This window comes from Psychrobacter sp. NC44, assembly GCF_904846655.1.
Lineage (GTDB): Bacteria > Pseudomonadota > Gammaproteobacteria > Pseudomonadales > Moraxellaceae > Psychrobacter.
Window position 1 is genome coordinate 41,441 of record NZ_CAJHBN010000009.1, and the last position, 17,478, is coordinate 58,918.

Below are 17,478 nucleotides of genomic sequence, written 5' to 3' on the forward strand. Positions count from 1 at the left end.
AGTGAATTACTTTAAGTCGTTTTAAAACTACGATTGAGCGCTGTTGTTTAAAATGCTAACTGTAAACCCCAACTCATAAATGATAATGCGTAATTATAATGAAAGATGGGTTGTTTTTTGGCTCTATTCATTGATAATGTGAATAGTCATGAGCCCATGACTTTTTGACCGTTAGTGACTTGATAGCCCTGTACTATTTGAGCCGCTTATTTTTCGTGCTATTTATCATTTATAAGGTTTGACTGTGCCCGCTTCCTCTTCTACTAGCCTGCCTCTAGACTCAGCGCCTGTATCCAATCAGCCGCCTAATAATACGCTGCCACCGCCAAACCGACCAACGCCAAATCGCTTAAAACTCACTTACGATATCGTGATGATTATTGCCATCAGTATCGATCTATTATTGATTAGTATTGATGCTATCTTGATGAGTAGCTTTAGTAGCAATGCCGCAGGATGGCTCAGTATTAGCGATGCTCTCAACTGGTATCAAAATACCTTACATGAGCCTTTACGTACCGCTGGTGGATTTTTTACCCTATTTTTGATCTTTGAGCTACTGCTACGTTGGGCGATTGCGATTAAACAAAACGTCTACTATCGCTGGTTCTTTTTTCCTTTTGTACATTGGTATGAAGTATTGGGGTGCTTTCCGCAGCTGCGTGCCTTACGTTTATTCCGAGCGGTCATCATTGGGCGACGCTTATACCAACTTGGTTACCAAGTGCTGCCGCAGCCATGGATTAATCGGATTAGGTTTTATATCGACTTACTGTTAGAAGAGCTGTCCGACCGCGTCATATTGACGACTATCCAAAACTTTCGGCAGCAACTGACCGATCCTAAAACGCATAAATCCTTTATTGAATCAACGATAGCTCGTAATCGTAACGAGATTGAGGCAGCAGTGCTGTCGATACTGCGCACAGAGCTAGCACCAAAACTACAGGAGTTGACGGCAGCATCAGGTGGCGGCAGTATATTAGCCAGCGAGATGGGCAATGCTATTGAAGAGGGTTTAGCTAATACGCCTGAGCTGCGTCGCTACCTACGCATGATACCGATTGCCGGTAGCTTGATTGAATCACAGTTGCAACACGTCGGGCACAATATAGGCGAAAACGTCGTTTACGCACTCAATAAACGCCTTCTAGACCCTGAACGCCTCGATTCATTGATGGTAGCGATTGCCAACGGCATTGCCAGTATCGATACGGATAATACTGCGTTAGATACCTTGATTTCGAGTATCATCGATGACAGTTTGACAGAATTTGAAGCGCAGGTAAAAGTGCAGCAGTGGAAGCATCAAGAGATGCTTCATCTATAATTCATACTGCTAATAGCACGCCCTGCCTACAAAACATTAGGCTTGGCAAGCAAATGAATGGTATGACTCGATAATAAAAACAACACCGTGGATACAGCGACAGAATTATCTCTTGAGGATTTATATATGACAGTTTCAGATAATGACAGCCAAGGCTCGAGCGCCGCACCAGCATTGGCATTTTATGGCAAGATGCTGACTTTTTCACGTTTGCAATTTAGCACAGATGATTTAAGTGCGATAGACGCCCAGCTTGCCGCAACGCTTAGTAATAAATCTAGCAATATCCCTATCCTTATCGATAGCGAGGTTGAACAAGATCTCTCAGCATTGGTAGAGCTTTTATGGTCGTGGGGCTTACAACCTATTGGCGTCGTGACTGGCACACTAGATGCGCAAGCCCGTGAACAGCGATTGGCCATCTTCCCTGCTGATGGCAAACGTATTGAGCGTATATTACCTAGCAAGAAAGCTGCAGCTCAAGTAAGCAAAGCTCCCGATGATAAGCATACAGAATCAGCCAGCATCAATTCAACCAGTAACAATTCAGACAGCACCAATGATACTGCAGCCATCAGCGAGTCAAACACAGAAACAACGATAGCAACCACCACAGCAGAGACATTGGTGAGCGCTGAGCATATTACCAGCCTAATTTACGATCAAATGCTACGTTCAGGACAAAGCCTGAATCACGTGGGCGGTGATTTGATTTTGACCAATAGTGTCAATAGCGGGGCGGAAGCGATTACCGATAACAGCTTGCACGTTTACGGTCGTGCCCAAGGACGCTTGGTTGCTGGTGCTACCGGTGACAAAGATGCTCGTATTTTTTGTCAAGTTTTTAACCCTTCTTTGGTGTCAGTGGCGGGAACTTATTGCTTACGAGACAACTTACCTGAGCACGTGATTGACAAATCTGTACAAGTAAGATTTGTAGAAGGTGAAGGCTTAGTATTTACGGTAATGGATGACGCTTAAATTCTTTTACCGTTAAGAACGATAAATTCATTCATGATTTTTATAAATGTAGACAGGCTAAGCCGATTTTCATCATACATGACGCTTATTAAAAAACGTTTATTAGAAAATCTCAACAGTAGACGTTTAGACAGCGCACTTAATATTATAGTAAGTTTATTTAACAAAAGTGTTCTATGATGAATCGCTAGCTCTGCCACTATCTACACTACTCGTCAGCGTCTATTTTATTATTCACAATAGGCAATATTGACCAGAAAATTCTAGGTAGCACCGCTTTGTGATCCATATATAAGCTGTTTTTCTGCTTTACTATGGACGTGCTATAAATTTTTGTTTATTTATGCTAGGCTACCTTCGCAGGTAGTGTATATATAGCATGTGAATAATGTGCAATTGCGCTATTTTTTTATATAAAAGATATCCCATTGATTCATAGGAGTGTGCCATTGTGGCGAAGATAGTTGTAATCACTTCAGGTAAAGGCGGTGTGGGCAAAACCACGACAAGTGCCTCTTTTGCCGCAGGTTTAGCATTGCGTGGCTATAAGACAGTCGTTATCGATTTTGATGTGGGTCTACGTAATCTAGACTTAATCATGGGTTGTGAAAACCGAATTGTTTATGATTTTGTTGATGTCATCACTGGTAGCGCACGCTTGTCGCAAGCACTGGTCAAAGACAAACAGCTTGAAAACTTGTATATCCTACCCGCCAGTCAAACGCGTGATAAAGACGCCCTGACAGACGAAGGGGTGGCAGAGGTTATGTCTGAGCTGTCTAAACAGTTCGACTATATTATCTGTGATTCACCAGCTGGTATTGAGCGCGGTGCACAACTCGCCATGTATCATGCTGATGAAGCGATCATCGTCACCAACCCTGAGATTTCTTCAGTGCGTGACTCAGACCGTATTATCGGTATCTTGCAAAGCCAGACCAAAAAGGTTGAAGAAAACCAAGGCTCTGTACGTGAGCATTTGATTATTACTCGTTATAATGCTGAGCGTGCAGCAGCCAACGAGATGATGGACATTGATACCATTTCAAATGATATCCTAAAAGTTCCGTTACTTGGGGTTGTTCCTGAAAGTCACTCAGTGCTTGAAGCATCTAACCATGGTGAGCCAGTTATTCATTATACCGATTCAGTTGCTGGTCAATGTTATGATGACATCGTCGCCCGCTTCTTAGGTGAAGAACGCCCACTACGTCATATTGACGTGAAGAAAAAGAGTCTATTACAGCGCTGGTTTGGAGGTCAATGATGACGAAGAAAAAAGGATTTTGGAGTAGCCTATTTGGTACTGACGACAGTGGTAGCGCAGGTAGCGCTAATATGGCTACTGAGCGTCTTAAGGTTATCGTTGCGAGCGAAAATCGCTTAAACAACCGCTTAACAGCTGATCGTATCGAAAAAATGAAACGTGAGATTTTAGAAGTGGTCAACAAATATGTCAATGGCGTACAGATTGATGATGTGAATATCAATCATCGTTCTGAGGACAGCCTAGACGTATTAGAGATGAATATCAGTCTACCTGAACACAAAAAATAAGCGCTGTCTTAGAAAAACAAAAAAGCCCTAAGTATCATCACTTAGGGCTTTTTTATATTGCATGAAATAGTAGGTTTACCTATAGCAGCCTACGATTATTTTGATACCATTATTTTATACGCGCTATCAAATTGTCTTTTTTGACAAACTGATGATATAGAGCAGCACCGATATGAATAAGTGTAAAGGCAATAATGGTCGGCCAAATAATATCAGTATGCAGGTCATTATAAAAGCGTGCCAACCCTCTATCTGGTGTGACAAATACAGGGATTTGAAACAAGCCAAAAATATCGACGGGGCGTCCACCATAAACGGACATCAGCAAACCAGCTATTGGCATTGCAATTAATAAAGCATATAAGCCAAAATGCGACAGTTTAGAGGCTAATAACTGCCACTTTGGCATCGGTACAGGTGGCGGCGCCTTAATAAATACACGATTAAGCACCCGTGCTATCATCCAACATAACAAACTAATACCAAACGCTTTATGCAACCCAATATAAAGATTGTTATCCAAATTATCGTACAACAGAATCATTATCCACGTAACCAACAGTAAAACTGCACTGATCCAGTGAAATATCCGGCTGCTGACTGGCCACTTTGACACATTTGAATTGGTACTATTCATGAGCTGTCCTATTACCCTCATCACTAATTATCTATCATCAATGTTATAGACAAAACAACCACTCATTCAACGATTAGCAATCATCAAAGTAATTGGATAACCCTATTTCTCTGATAGTAGAAATAAACCCCGATATAAGCGAGATGCTATCTGTCTAAATCGACCAATTGATGCGCAATTTTGTCTAAGTCGGGCACCAAATAAGCCTTATCATCAATCATAACCGTTTGGAAAAGATAGGATAGCATAACGTTTTCATCAAAAGGTAGGGCTGTTTTGTCGCTGTCTATATTATCGGCATGCTTAGGGCTGTTAAATTGCTCAGGAACGTCAATATCTTTGACCTCAGAAATACGCACTTGTCGCTGGTGCAGCTCGCCTGCCGTTTGTAAAGCTAAACGATGATCGGTAGTATTGCCCTCTAATACAATCATGGTATCTGGCATTTGATCCTGTGGTAGCAGATGACATACCACTACCTTTTGCTGCTGCCATTCATAGGTTGCCGTGCGCTCATTATAATCATCCACACTCAAAATCAGGCTGCTTGGAATAAGCCAGTCAGGTTGGTCAAATGCTGGCACAATAGTGACATCAAGCATACCGTTATTCGTGGTCAGTAAACTCACTGCCTCAAACGAATGTTTCAAAATTTGTTTCATACATCGCTCACAATCAGTTAATGCAAAGAGGCTACTACTAATCTTTCATCAATATAATCTGTTAGTTTTTGTGCTAAATCCGCTGGACTGCCAATAAAACCACAATACCCTGAATCAATAATCGCCTGAGGTTGACTTGGGCAAGCGCTTAAGCTGGGATCTTGTACCCACAATTGACTGTTATTCTCTTGAATAAGATCCAGATACTGCGAACCATCATTACCCATGCCAGAAAATATAATATTGATAAGCTCGCTACCATAAACGTCGCTGGTGTTTTTGAGAATCTGACCAATCGCGGGCTTATACTCACCCTCCCAAGCTTGCTCTAGCAATATGACTCGACCGGTAGAGTCACAAACAATTTGTTTATCAATAGGAGCTATAAGACACTGTCCTGCTCTTAAACGCTGCGAAGAAGTAATCACCTGACAATGCCAGTCATTATGGCGATTCAGGATGCGTGGCAGTGTGCCAATCATCGTTTTATTAAAATGGTGCGCCAGCAAAATACACACCGGTAGCGTCGCCGACAAGTTATCCAAAAATTCTTTTATAGCACTAGGCCCACCCATAGAAGCACCCAAAAATACTACGTAGCGCCAGTCTGCATCAGCATTATCAGGTTTGTGCACGGGTGCATCCATTAAAACGGGTAATGCCAACATATGTGCCAGCTTACGCTTTAATTTGCGCTGCCATTTGGCATATTGCGGCGCTTCATTTAAGTAAGGTGCTTGACTAAAACCCACCAACACCGCAGCAGGCTTAGATGCCGTGGTCGCGGCTACCACACTGTCGTCGTAATCACTATCTATTAGCCAGATGTCAATCGAGGTATCAGAGCGCCCCTGTTTTTCTTGCAGTTGCGCCCGTGACATACAGCCAACAAGGCTAAAACCACAACTGCGTACAGTATCTGAAAAGGCCATACGCTGATGATGGTCTTCTGCCACTACCATCACCTTAATATCGTCCTTGTTTTTTCCTCTTAGCGCCAAGACACGTGCATTATCCTTCATAAGTTACGCTGACCTTTTGACCCAGTATGTGCTGGATTTTATTAAGTAGCTCTTGTTCTTGGAATGGCTTACCCATGTAATCGTTCACGCCAATCTCTAGTGCACGCTCACGATGCTTTTCACCTGTACGTGATGTGATCATGATGATTGGGATATGTTGTAAGCGCTTGCTGTGTCTCACTTGAGTAGCCACCTCGAAACCATCCATGCGTGGCATCTCAATGTCGAGCAATATCATGTCTGGTATCATGTCTTGTAATATCTCAATTGCATCGATACCATCTTTTGCCACGGCCACAGTAAACCCTTGGCGCTCTAAGAAACGTGACGTCACTTTACGTACGGTAACAGAGTCATCAACCACTAAAATAGTAGACTTAAACTCTAAACGACTCCGTTTAGCATCAGCAGATTGCGAGATATTTTTGACCAACTGCGCATTACGCATCAAAGCAATCAGGTCTAAGATAAGCATTACTGAACCATCGCCCATGATAGTCGCTGCTGAAATACCTGGTAGATTCGATAACTGTTGTCCTAGAGGTTTGACCACGACTTCAATACGTGACCCTGCAATCTGATCAACCTGTAATGCAATATTTTGTCCGCTACGATTCTTAATGATAATAAGTGGCAAACTGGTATTGGTATTAACGACCAGCTCATTCAGCTCATTGCCTGACAAAATCTCATTTAAATAACGCACTCGATAATCAACATCTTCAAAGTTCAACGTTGCATCGCCTGACTGATAATAGTCATAAAGCTTTTCTGGATTAATTCGTACCACACGCTCAATCTGTACTAAAGGTATCGCATAATAGCGATCCGCGGCACGCACAACCAATGCATCAGATACCGCAACCGTCAGTGGTAAGCGCATCGTAAAGCGTGAGCCTTTACCCAGCTCTGAGACAACCGATACAGCACCACCTAATTGACGAATCTCGCTGATGACCACATCCATGCCCACGCCACGTCCAGAAATCTGCGTCACTTGCTTACTGGTACTCAATCCAGCATGGAAAATATACTGCATGATATCAAGATCTGTTAGGCTGTTATCATTGGCATCAATCAAGCCTTGAGAAATGGCTTTGTTACGAACGGCTTCTACATCGATGCCGCGACCGTCATCTATTAACTGAATGACAATCTCACTACCTTCTCGATTTACCTCAAGAGTAATGCGACCACTACGCTCTTTACCTGCTTTTAAACGCGTTGAGGTATTTTCGATACCATGATCGACGGCGTTACGGAGCATATGTTCAAGCGGTGAAGTGATGCGCTCTAGAATGGTTCTATCCATCTCATCATCGGCATTGATGATCGTTAATTCGACAGATTTATTCAGCTCATTGGCAGTTTGTCGTACGATACGCTCAAGACGTGGCGTTAAGCGCGTAAACGGCACCATACGTGAATTCATAAGCCCATCTTGCAACTCGGTCTGTGTACGAGACAGCTGTAATAAAAGGCTTTCACTGTCTCGTGTTTTTTCTAATAAAGTATGATTAATATCAATCAAATCTGAGGCTGACTCTGTCAAAGATTTGGATAACTGATTTAAAGAAGAATATTGATCCATCTCTAGAGGGTCAAACCCTTCATGATTAATCAGCTCATCGTCTATCTGCGACAAGATCTGCGCCTCAAGCTCGATTTCCATTCGACGTAACTGATCAGCCAAGCGCTGTACCGTAATACCCATATCTTCGATACTATTGGTCAAGCTACTCATGCCCATATCGATACGAGCACGGTTGATGGCTGACTCACCAGACAGGTTAATCATATGCTCGATCAAACCACCTGAGATACGAATCATCTCATTATTATTGGCACTCTGATCTTCCTCACCCGTACTGCTGAGCATAGAGGGCATCTCGCTAATATCTTTTGCCAGATACTGTGAGTCTTGCTGTTCTCTAGCAATAAAGAGCGCTTCATGCTGCGATTGTAGGGATTCTTTAGGAATTTGCTTTAAGCTGTCAGGATTTTTACTAAATTGCTGCAATGCCTCAATCAATAGCGCAGGCGTCGGTGGATTGACATGTTGTCTAAGGATAGATATTGCATCAGCAAGCCAGTCATGACTGGCAACCAGCAACTCCAATACTTTTTTGGTAGCAGGACGACGATTATCTACAAAATCTGTATAAACCGATTCCATTTCATGTGCCAGATCAGCGATACCAGCTGCGGTGACCATTCGTGCGCCACCTTTGATGGTATGCAAATCACGCTGCAATGCCTGTAATGCTGTCGTATTATTGGTATCTGTTAAGAACAGTTGCAGATACTTATTACGATTGGTAAGCTCTTCAGCTTCTTCTAAAAACACCGACAATATATCAGGATCTGGCAAACCATTCGCCCATGACTGTTTAATCATCATGTCTAGGCTCAAGGTATCAGATACGTCAGCGCTGAGGTGAGCGTTGTTAGCCACCCTATTTTGTGCTTCAGGTTCGAAGTGGGTTTTCGGTATAGGTATGATTAGCTCTACCGTTTCTGGCAAGGCTTGGGCTTTTACAAACTGTTGTAACTGCTCTATCAGCGCTGAAGCAAAAAATGATTTTTTATGATTTACGATATGCAGTACTTGCAACGACATTGTGTCTTGCACTATTTGCATTATTTCAAGCCATTGTGGTGTCGGTATTCTTCTATTCTCTACAAATGCTTCATAGACACTTTCAGCTTCATGGGTCAGATCACCAATACTACGAATACCTGCCATTCGCGCACCACCTTTGATAGTGTGCAGATGGCGCTGTAAAACTTTTAGCGCATTTATATTGCTGATATCAGCACGCCACTTATTAAAACTCTCATCCAGCGCGGCATCGAGCTCTTGAGCTTCTTCTAAAAATATCTCTAATAGCTCAGCATCAGTATCAATAGATTCAAGCTGTAGCTCAGGTGCTGCAACGGCTCTCACGACAAAGATACCCTCATCACCATTGCTATCATCGTCTTGGTAAATACGTTGTAGATCTTCAATAACTTGTTGGTCAATCTTCAATGACGTGCTACCAGCCAATGCATCGAACAAACCAACCAATTGAGCATGACCAGCGTGTAAAACCGCTTGGGTATCGATATTTCTTGCTGTATCAATATTATCACTCAAATAGGCATAAGCATTACCCAACTCATTAAGAATAAAAGTGAATTTTGGAAACGCTTCTGCTTTATTGGCTAAGTAAGCTATTTGCGATATTTGCTGCGATATATAGCCCTGAACATGTGCTGTCTCAGAATGATTAAGTGCGTCATCTAATTCCCACTCAGCATCCAATAGTTCATCAATATTACTGTCTAACAACTGCTCTATCGTTGGTTTGTTATCAGCCGTGACCTTATCATCGCTAATGACGTATTGCTCACCAAGCATAGCTTGCAATGAGGCTATATCTTGCTGACTTTGTGCATCTTCGATCGATATATTTTGTGGCTGAACGTTTTGCTTATAGTTGTTTAAATAACCGTCCATTAGCGTAGCAGACTTCGCCAATGCTTCTAGATGTTGAGCATTCATGGCAGTATCTTGCTGCTGCAGTAGCTCTAAGCTATGCTCTATCGTTGCGCTAACCTCGCTGATCGCTGCTAAAGCACTAGAACCTGAAGCCCCTCGCAAGGTATGAAATGCGCGGACAATCTCATCCGTCACTTCAATATAAGACTGATCTTGATGCTCATCAACGAATTGGTCAATATCTTGCAACAGTCCTTCTGCTTCGTCGATAAAAATCTCACAAAACATTTTTTCTTCTTCGCTTTGCGGTGCTAAATAAATAGGCGCTTCTGCTATCATTTCATTGACAGAATTAATCGTCTGCAGCGTGGTATCTATCTCTGTATTAAGATTATCTTGGGTCGGGCTATGCTCATCAATAGCAGGCGATGGTACTGACGCTTGGATGGTCTCATCCTCAGAACTATTTGATGCTTGCTCATACAAAGCAGAATAGCTAAATTCGTCCCCTTGCTGTTTGCTATAAGCATTGGCGCATGCGATCCATAAAGGCACCATCGCTGGATAATTTTGGCTGTCATTTTCAAATACTGTTAGCATCGCAGGATAGGCAGCTAGCACATCAGCAATAAGCTGACGCATATCTGCTGAGACAGTCACACTATGATCCAAAATGCGATTAAGCATATTTTCTATAGCCCAAGCCAGCTCAGCCGTATAATTTGCACCGACCATACGACCGGAACCTTTTAAGGTATGGAACCCTCGACGAATATCCACCAATCCGCTTAAGTCGGCTGGCAATAATCGCCAATCTTCATATAAAGGTACAATCTCAGCCAATACTTCATCAGCTTCTTCTAAGAATATCTCTTTAATATCAGGATCGGCATCATGAGCATCTGCCGATAGCTGCTCGGTTTCTTGCATAAAAGGTTTGAGTATCGCTGGAATATCAATAGCAGATAAGGAAGCAACAGCAGTGCTCTTTGTACTATCAGTAGTTGTCTCGTTTGACTCATTACTCATGTCGAGAGCAGTTAGCAGTTCAGCATCATCATCAAATGGATGCGATAGTTCTAATGCTGAGTCTGAATCAGCAGTGACAGCATCTAATATGGTCAGCCCAGCATTGATAGGTTGCTGTGTCATGAGATTATGGCTTTGTAGAATAGTAATAGCAGGATCAAAGCTTGGAGATTGTTGCGCTTCAAAATCTACCACTAATGCTGGTAGCCGTTTTGCCGTATCCATTACCAGATTTACGACGTCATCTGTGACAGGCAGCGTCTTATCTAAAAGACGATTGAGAAGATTTTCGATTGACCATGCCATCTCGCTGATGCTAAAAGCCCCAACCATACGTCCTGAGCCTTTTAAGGTATGGAACCCTCTACGCACTTCAGTGAGTGGGGTTAAATCCTTTGAATCTTGCTGCCAAATAGGTAAAAAGTCTTCTAAATCAGCAATGACTTCCGTCACCTCTTCGATAAAGATGTCACGAATCTCTGCGTCCATCTCAAAATTATCAGGCTTAACTTGCTCACGAGCACGCGTTAATGCGTCACTCTCCGTACTATCACCATCAGCCGTATCTTGCCCTACCACACGCTCATGATCTACATCAGTCAAAGCTTGGTTAGCAACATCATTTTGACTATTAGCAGGAGCAATCTCGCCACTATCATCGTAACGCAATACGTTGGTCGCTACGGATTTTTGGGTAAGGAAAGTGTCGCTAATCGTCTCTGGCGATGCAATATAATGAGTAAGAAGTTGGGCGGCCGTCGCAGTATACTCATTTGCCCGCATTAATAGCTGCTGGTCAAAAACCTGCTGTGCAAGGTAGTCAAGCAACAATTCAATAGACGTTAGCCCTTCAGCCAATGCCTGAGTCACATCCCAACTGAGTACGTCAATCTCATGAATGGTCAATTGTGTAAATATGCTTGCCATATCATTCATGGTTTGACGAATTGATGGCAATCCCATGTCGGCAAAAGCATCACCAATATCGGTAAAATCAGCAGCAATGGGCAGTAAGTCAATGTCTTGACGCTGTACATATTCATGGAAGCTTTGTTTGACATCTTCTACCGCGATGCGCAGCTCACGTAAACTTCCACCAACAGAAGCTGTCGCAGGACTTGTTTCCGACTGCGTTTCAATACCTTCAAACGTTGCAGACAATGTCGTAAAAGAAGCAGCATCCCCTATCTTGAGAGATATCGTCTGTTCAGTATGATAGATAGCGTTATATAGCTCTTGAAGCTGACGCTCAATCTGCCATTGTTCTTGCGCAAATCCTGTTTCTGATGATAGAGCCTGCTCTATGTCTGTAGCAATTGCATGTATTTGCGACACGTAATAAGTCCAACCTCGACCTTCGAGTTGACTTTGTATTTTCTGTAAAGGAATGAGAAGCGTGTCTGGCTTATCCAAAGTAAAGATAAGTGTCTCAAGCTCACTGAGTATACGTGGTAAAAAACGTGATCCCGTTGACGACGTTTGCGACAAATCATTTAGGAGTGACTGAGTGCGCTTGCTACTTTGAGCAAGGCTATTTAGTTCGACATACACCCTTATGATTAAGCTTCGAATAACGCTTGATGACAACTCAGCTTGCTGAGTGCGAGACTCTATTACTTGATCCAGCTGACTTAGCAATGACGCATAATGCTCAGGTAATGGGGTATCATTATGAGCAAGGTCATTTAGCCACAGTTCCGTTAAGTACCAAAGGCGTTGTAAGTCATCATGTTGAGTGGTCTGCCATAAGTATTGGCTAACTCTTTCTAGTGTAGTCAATAAGGACGGCTGATTGGTATTGGCACTCAATAACGCTTGTACTTGCTGTCGCCAAACCAGTAATAATTGTTGATAGTGATAATCAGCTAAATGCGTCGCCGTTCTATTCGCCGGCATCATCACTTCGATGCTATTAATACCATCGATAATATGATCATCGATAGCATGATTATTTAGATTCTTATGCTGAGTATTCGCCAAGCTGACCGAGATATCTGGCGCTACCCCCAGTTTCGATAGTGCTTGAGTAAGCTCGTCAGCAGCATTATCAATTAAAATGGTGTTTTGATTACCCATACCTGCGTATTGATTCAACTCACGCTGTAGTAAGCGATGAGAAAACTGACCAATGCGGCGGTCGTTAGCAGAAATACTATCGCGACTGCTAACGTCTGCCAGCAAGCTCAGTTTATTGGCAAGATCTGCTAATAAATTAAGGCGAATCATCGTTAGCGCGCCGCCAACCTGATGATAATGTTGCACCATCTGCTCGTAATCAGTGCTATCAGCGTCTAACTGCCAGCCATCAGATATCTGTGATAATTGCTGATTAAACAGTGGTAATAACCACTCAAGCGTCACTATGTCATTGGGCTGGTTTTTCATAGGGTTATCCTAACTTGTCTAGGCACTAATTTAGACATTAATTTTTTGCCACACATTAACCTGTGGGTGCGCAATACGGCGCATATTTGAAGGACGCCAAAACAACGCCTCACCTGGAGCCAATATAATATATCCACCTAACGCACACTGCTCTGATAGCCTTGCCAAAATATCACGCTGATCAAACTTGCGAAAATATAGCAGCATATTTTGACAGATAATGACATGCTGAAGGTGCGAAGTAGGTGGTTTTTGCTCAATAATATTGTGTAAAGCGAAGCTAACATAACGTCGTAACGTTGGCGCAATCTGCCAGTCGGTCTGAGTGCCAGTCATCGCCTTTTTTGCGGTAGACACCTTATAAAAATGCGATTGACTGATATCACACTTAGCTCGCAATGGCTGAACGAACTGCTGGCACAGGTCTGGAATTAACGACTGCTGCCGCTTATCATACTGCCCTAGTCGTGCTTTTGTAATGGCTTGTTGGCTAACATCTGTACCCAATATCGTATAATTAATCAATTGTTCAGAAGCCAAGCCCATCGCCAATGACCATGTTTCTTGTCCACTGGCACAACCAACACTCCAAATGCGAAATAAATCATTAGCATCATTGTTGTGACCACGATCAGTACTAGTGGCAGTAAGCTGCTGGCGCTGATGCTGTAATGCACTCTTTGTGACAAAATCGATAGAAGGCATATGGCGAAAAAAACGACTTTCGTGAATCAGTACTTTATCCAATAACTGCTGGCGTACTTCATCATTCTTTGGTAGTTGACACCACAGCTTTTCAACTGTCAATCCATGTGATAATGCCGTGTGTTCAATCGCATTTATCAACCATTGCAGCTGGACATTGGGTAGAACGAAACCAATCTCTTGTTCTATATATCGCTGCCACTGCTGCACATCAAAACTGTCTGCCTGCAGCAAACCCTTAATCAACGAGTGCTTGACTGCTTTGATAGGATTGCTGTCTGGTTGAGTAAAATTATTCACGTCACCTGCTATAGTCACTGCTGCAAATCATCGTATCTGCACAGTATTTTATTAACACATTAATTTAAAAACGGTCAGTGGTCTCACACCTACTTGACGTTAACACTTGTCATTACACACTTGCTGATAACGCTTCTTCGGTATCCAACATCTCGTTTTCTAGTAGCTCATCATCGTTCGATACTTTAAAACCAGTGACTGACTCTTGCAATGCTGCAGCCATTTCGCTTAGCTCACCAATAGAGCGTGCGGTTGCCATTGTGCCAGAAGAGGTCTGTGAGGTAATATCTTGAATAATATTCATCGTATGAGAGATGTGACCAGCAGATTCTGCCTGCTGCAAAGCGGCGTTTGAGATGTTTTGAATCAAGTCAGCCAAGGTATTAGAAACGCTCTGCACTTCTTCTAGCGCTTCACCAGCATCTTTTGCCAAACGTGCACCGCGCACAACTTCAGAGGTCGTAGATTCCATTGACATAACTGCTTCGTTGGTATCTGCCTGAATGGTTTTTACCAAGGTTTCAATCTGCTTGGTAGCGTTAGCTGAACGCTCAGCAAGACGTTGGACTTCATCAGCAACGACCGCAAAGCCTCGACCAGCCTCACCTGCCATCGATGCCTGAATAGCAGCATTCAATGCCAAAACGTTGGTCTGGTCAGCAATATCATTAATCAAACCAACGATATCACCAATTTCTTGCGAAGACTCACCCAGACGTTTAATACGTTTTGAGGTCTCTTGAATCTGATCACGAATCACGTTCATACCTTCAATAGAGCGCTGTACAACTTCCGCTCCATTATGAGAGATGGCTACTGAGCGCTGAGCAACAGTCGCTGATTCTGAAGCGTTGTTCGAAACTTGGTCAATCGATACTGTCATCTCATTAATAGCCGCTGATACACCAGCAATTTCTTGTGCTTGGTGCTCAGATGCTTCAGCAAGTTCGACTGCATTCATCTGTGTTTGGTCTGAAGACTGCGAAACGCGGTCAGCCGTGTTGTTAATAACCAAAACCAATTGACGTAATTGGTCAATCGCAAAGTTCACTGAGTCAGCAATTGCCCCAGTAAAATCTTCTGATACGGTGGCATTAACCGTCAAATCACCTTCTGCTAAATCACCCAATTCATCAAGTAGACGTAGAATAGCAATCTGGTTACGTTCGTTTTCTTCTTGAATTTGACGCGCTCGCTCAGATTCCGCTTCTGCTTCCTGACGACGACGCAAGGTTTCTTTTTCAATGAGTAGACGCTCTGATCCCCCACGCTGCTTCAGTAACTGATACAGAGCAAAGAGGATGCCTAATACCCCTACGACAAATATAATCGCTGGTAAAGTAACGGATTGATTAAAATCAGCCAAGTACTGACTTACTGACGATAACGAATTGACCAGCCAAATCAGGCAGGCCACACTTATTAGCACAAAAAACCCTAACAATAACTTCCACTTGCTATTAGCGTCCTTGCCATCTGTTGTATTGGTCGTACCAGCTACAGGTTTCTTTATAACATCACTCATCGTACGTATTCCTTTCAAACAATCATCAAAGTCTCATCGTGACTGACTTTGACAATCTTATTGCTATAAAAACAACAGTGATTAGCAAAGCCTGTATGAATACTGACACCCAACTGTATCATGTCATTCGCTATTATTTCGTCATCGTTATAGCAGCCAGATAGCTGTTATCGACTGCTATATTGCAGCATCGGTATACTGCAGGTCTTGTGCGAGCAGGCTTGGCATAAAAACATACCAATCTTGCTCATTTTTAAAGAACTTACCGTGATTATAAGGAGCAAAGGGCGAATTAGGCTCTATAGCTTCTGCACGGTATTGATCATGCGTAAATTGTTCAATCCCAATAACTTGATCCACTAACAGTCCTGAAAAGAGATTGTCATGTTCAATGACAATGACTTTGCGTTGGCTCATTTGCGTTAAACGACTAGGAACCTGTAGAAACTGAGACAAATCAGTGATTGGCAATAGGCGTCCGCGAATATTGGCGATGCCTAGCATCCAAGGCTTCACTAGAGGCAAGCTGGTATACTCTGGCATGGCCAATACTTCTGATACTTGACCCATCGGTGCAACTAACCGCTGTCCGCCAATCTCGAATACCACACCTTGCCAGTCATACTCTTGTCCACCGCGGCGTCCACTTTTGCGCGCGCGTGCCAAGTCTGCTAAACGCAGAAGCTCAATAAACCCTCTGGAAGCCACAATCTACTCCATTACTTTACGAATGATATTAACCAATCCATTTTCGTCAACGGGCTTAGCCATATACTCTTTAGCGCCTTGGCGTTTTCCCCAAACTCGATCGGTTTCCTGATTTTTGGTACTGATCATAATCACTGGAATATGCGCGGTGGTTTTACCTCGAGTAATTTTACGAGTGGCCTGAAAACCGTTCATCTCAGGCATAACCACGTCCATTAAAATGACATCTGGTAAGTGATCAATCGCCATCTGGCAACCTTGCTCACCATTTATGGCCTCTAATACTTTAAAATTATGTCTGGCAAGCATGTCGCGAAATTTCGCCATCTCAGATGGTGAGTCGTCAATGACTAAAACTGTAGTCATAGGAATTTCCTTTATTTTCGAAAGTATCCATAAGGATATGTTGTTATATTATTGAGACAATCCGACTGAAAGTAGCACGCCAACCATGAATGGCAGGGCCACTCTCTTAACAGTTTCGATTAAATATTAAGCAATTATTAGTAATATTTTATCAATACTAAATCTCTTAACCGTAATGCCTAGCCTAATTTATCTGATTCTATATAAAGCATAGCAATGCATAAATGATACCAACTTGTAAGACGATATTTAACGATATATCTACAAGCGGACTTATTTATATTAGCGGTACTGATTAATTGCCTCGAACAGCTCATCTTTACTAAATGGCTTGGTCAGATACTCATCTGAACCCACGATACGACCACGCGCTTTGTCAAATAAGCCATCTTTAGACGACAACATAATCACAGGTTTGCTGGCATAATCAGGGTTATTTTTTATTAGCGCACAAGTCTGATAGCCATCCAAACGCGGCATCATGATGTCGACAAAAATAATATCTGGATTGTTATCGACAATTTTTGCTAAAGCATCAAAACCATCAATGGCGGTCACAACTTCGCAACCCGCTTTTTGTAATAAAGTCTCTGCGGTACGGCGAATGGTTTTTGAATCATCAATTACCATTACTTTTAAACCATCAAAATTATTTTCCATTATCAGTGTCCTATAAACGACTATTTATTCTTAATACCATCCATCAATGCAAAAATTTAACGGTTATTTCAACTTGTCATATCATCCATTATTGGACTGATATGAGACGCTAAATTTGCATTACCAT

At 42.6% G+C, this 17,478-nt stretch carries 12 protein-coding genes and 1 pseudogene; 4 read left to right on the top strand and 9 right to left on the bottom strand.

From position 1 onward, the window contains the following. Nucleotides 1–268 precede the first annotated feature (268 nt). The 4 genes from JMX95_RS08310 to minE all read left to right on the top strand — a co-directional run bounded on the left by JMX95_RS08310 (nucleotide 269) and on the right by minE (nucleotide 3,868). Entirely contained in the window at nucleotides 269–1,330 is a 1,062-nt protein-coding gene (locus JMX95_RS08310; protein WP_413786832.1) for a hypothetical protein, read from the top strand. Nucleotides 1,331–1,456: 126 nt separating this feature from the next. Then, nucleotides 1,457–2,311, top strand: coding sequence for a septum site-determining protein MinC (minC, locus tag JMX95_RS08315; RefSeq protein ID WP_201560522.1), 855 nt, complete (start codon nucleotides 1,457–1,459; stop codon nucleotides 2,309–2,311). Nucleotides 2,312–2,762: 451 nt separating this feature from the next. Next, entirely contained in the window at nucleotides 2,763–3,578 is an 816-nt protein-coding gene (gene minD, locus JMX95_RS08320; protein ID WP_045444058.1) for a septum site-determining protein MinD, read from the top strand. Further along, entirely contained in the window at nucleotides 3,578–3,868 is a 291-nt protein-coding gene (minE, locus tag JMX95_RS08325) for a cell division topological specificity factor MinE (protein WP_055124765.1), read from the top strand. The genes minD and minE overlap by 1 nt, the downstream gene beginning before the upstream one ends. 109 nt (nucleotides 3,869–3,977) lie before the next feature. On the opposite strand, the gene JMX95_RS08330 is transcribed toward minE, so the two are convergent. The 9 genes and pseudogenes from JMX95_RS08330 to pilG all read right to left on the bottom strand — a co-directional run bounded on the left by JMX95_RS08330 (nucleotide 3,978) and on the right by pilG (nucleotide 17,351). After that, a complete protein-coding gene (locus JMX95_RS08330; RefSeq protein WP_109591815.1) occupies nucleotides 3,978–4,505 on the bottom strand; it encodes a cytochrome b in 528 nt (175 codons plus the stop codon). Nucleotides 4,506–4,651: 146 nt separating this feature from the next. Continuing rightward, nucleotides 4,652–5,167, bottom strand: coding sequence for a hypothetical protein (locus JMX95_RS08335; RefSeq protein WP_201560524.1), 516 nt, complete (start codon nucleotides 5,165–5,167; stop codon nucleotides 4,652–4,654). A gap of 17 nt (nucleotides 5,168–5,184) precedes the next feature. Next, a complete protein-coding gene (locus tag JMX95_RS08340) occupies nucleotides 5,185–6,189 on the bottom strand; it encodes a chemotaxis protein CheB (protein WP_045444048.1) in 1,005 nt (334 codons plus the stop codon). Continuing rightward, nucleotides 6,179–13,087 carry an Hpt domain-containing protein gene (locus JMX95_RS08345; protein WP_201560525.1) on the bottom strand — a complete coding sequence of 2,303 codons (6,909 nt, stop codon included), beginning with the start codon at nucleotides 13,085–13,087 and terminating at the stop codon, nucleotides 6,179–6,181. The genes JMX95_RS08340 and JMX95_RS08345 overlap by 11 nt, the downstream gene beginning before the upstream one ends. 30 nt (nucleotides 13,088–13,117) lie before the next feature. Continuing rightward, nucleotides 13,118–14,092 (bottom strand): CheR family methyltransferase, encoded by a 975-nt coding sequence (locus JMX95_RS08350; RefSeq protein WP_227676007.1) that lies wholly within the window; start codon nucleotides 14,090–14,092, stop codon nucleotides 13,118–13,120. A gap of 112 nt (nucleotides 14,093–14,204) precedes the next feature. Further along, a pseudogene (locus JMX95_RS08355) lies at nucleotides 14,205–15,278 on the bottom strand (methyl-accepting chemotaxis protein); the annotation flags it as partial. Between the two features lie 516 nt (nucleotides 15,279–15,794). Continuing rightward, nucleotides 15,795–16,325 carry a chemotaxis protein CheW gene (locus tag JMX95_RS08360; RefSeq protein WP_055124771.1) on the bottom strand — a complete coding sequence of 177 codons (531 nt, stop codon included), beginning with the start codon at nucleotides 16,323–16,325 and terminating at the stop codon, nucleotides 15,795–15,797. A 3-nt stretch (nucleotides 16,326–16,328) separates the two neighbouring features. After that, nucleotides 16,329–16,691 (bottom strand): response regulator, encoded by a 363-nt coding sequence (locus JMX95_RS08365; RefSeq protein WP_045444033.1) that lies wholly within the window; start codon nucleotides 16,689–16,691, stop codon nucleotides 16,329–16,331. Between the two features lie 282 nt (nucleotides 16,692–16,973). After that, nucleotides 16,974–17,351, bottom strand: coding sequence for a twitching motility response regulator PilG (gene pilG, locus JMX95_RS08370; protein WP_045453505.1), 378 nt, complete (start codon nucleotides 17,349–17,351; stop codon nucleotides 16,974–16,976). Nucleotides 17,352–17,478 lie beyond the last annotated feature (127 nt).

Coding starts and splice junctions, on each gene's coding strand:
- JMX95_RS08345 (WP_201560525.1), bottom strand. CDS start 13,087: ATGAAAAACCAGCCCAATGACATAGTGACGCTTGAGTGGTTATTACCA.
- minE (WP_055124765.1), top strand. CDS start 3,578: ATGACGAAGAAAAAAGGATTTTGGAGTAGCCTATTTGGTACTGACGAC.
- JMX95_RS08335 (WP_201560524.1), bottom strand. CDS start 5,167: ATGAAACAAATTTTGAAACATTCGTTTGAGGCAGTGAGTTTACTGACC.
- JMX95_RS08340 (WP_045444048.1), bottom strand. CDS start 6,189: ATGAAGGATAATGCACGTGTCTTGGCGCTAAGAGGAAAAAACAAGGAC.
- JMX95_RS08330 (WP_109591815.1), bottom strand. CDS start 4,505: ATGAATAGTACCAATTCAAATGTGTCAAAGTGGCCAGTCAGCAGCCGG.
- pilG (WP_045453505.1), bottom strand. CDS start 17,351: ATGGAAAATAATTTTGATGGTTTAAAAGTAATGGTAATTGATGATTCA.
- JMX95_RS08365 (WP_045444033.1), bottom strand. CDS start 16,691: ATGACTACAGTTTTAGTCATTGACGACTCACCATCTGAGATGGCGAAA.
- minC (WP_201560522.1), top strand. CDS start 1,457: ATGACAGTTTCAGATAATGACAGCCAAGGCTCGAGCGCCGCACCAGCA.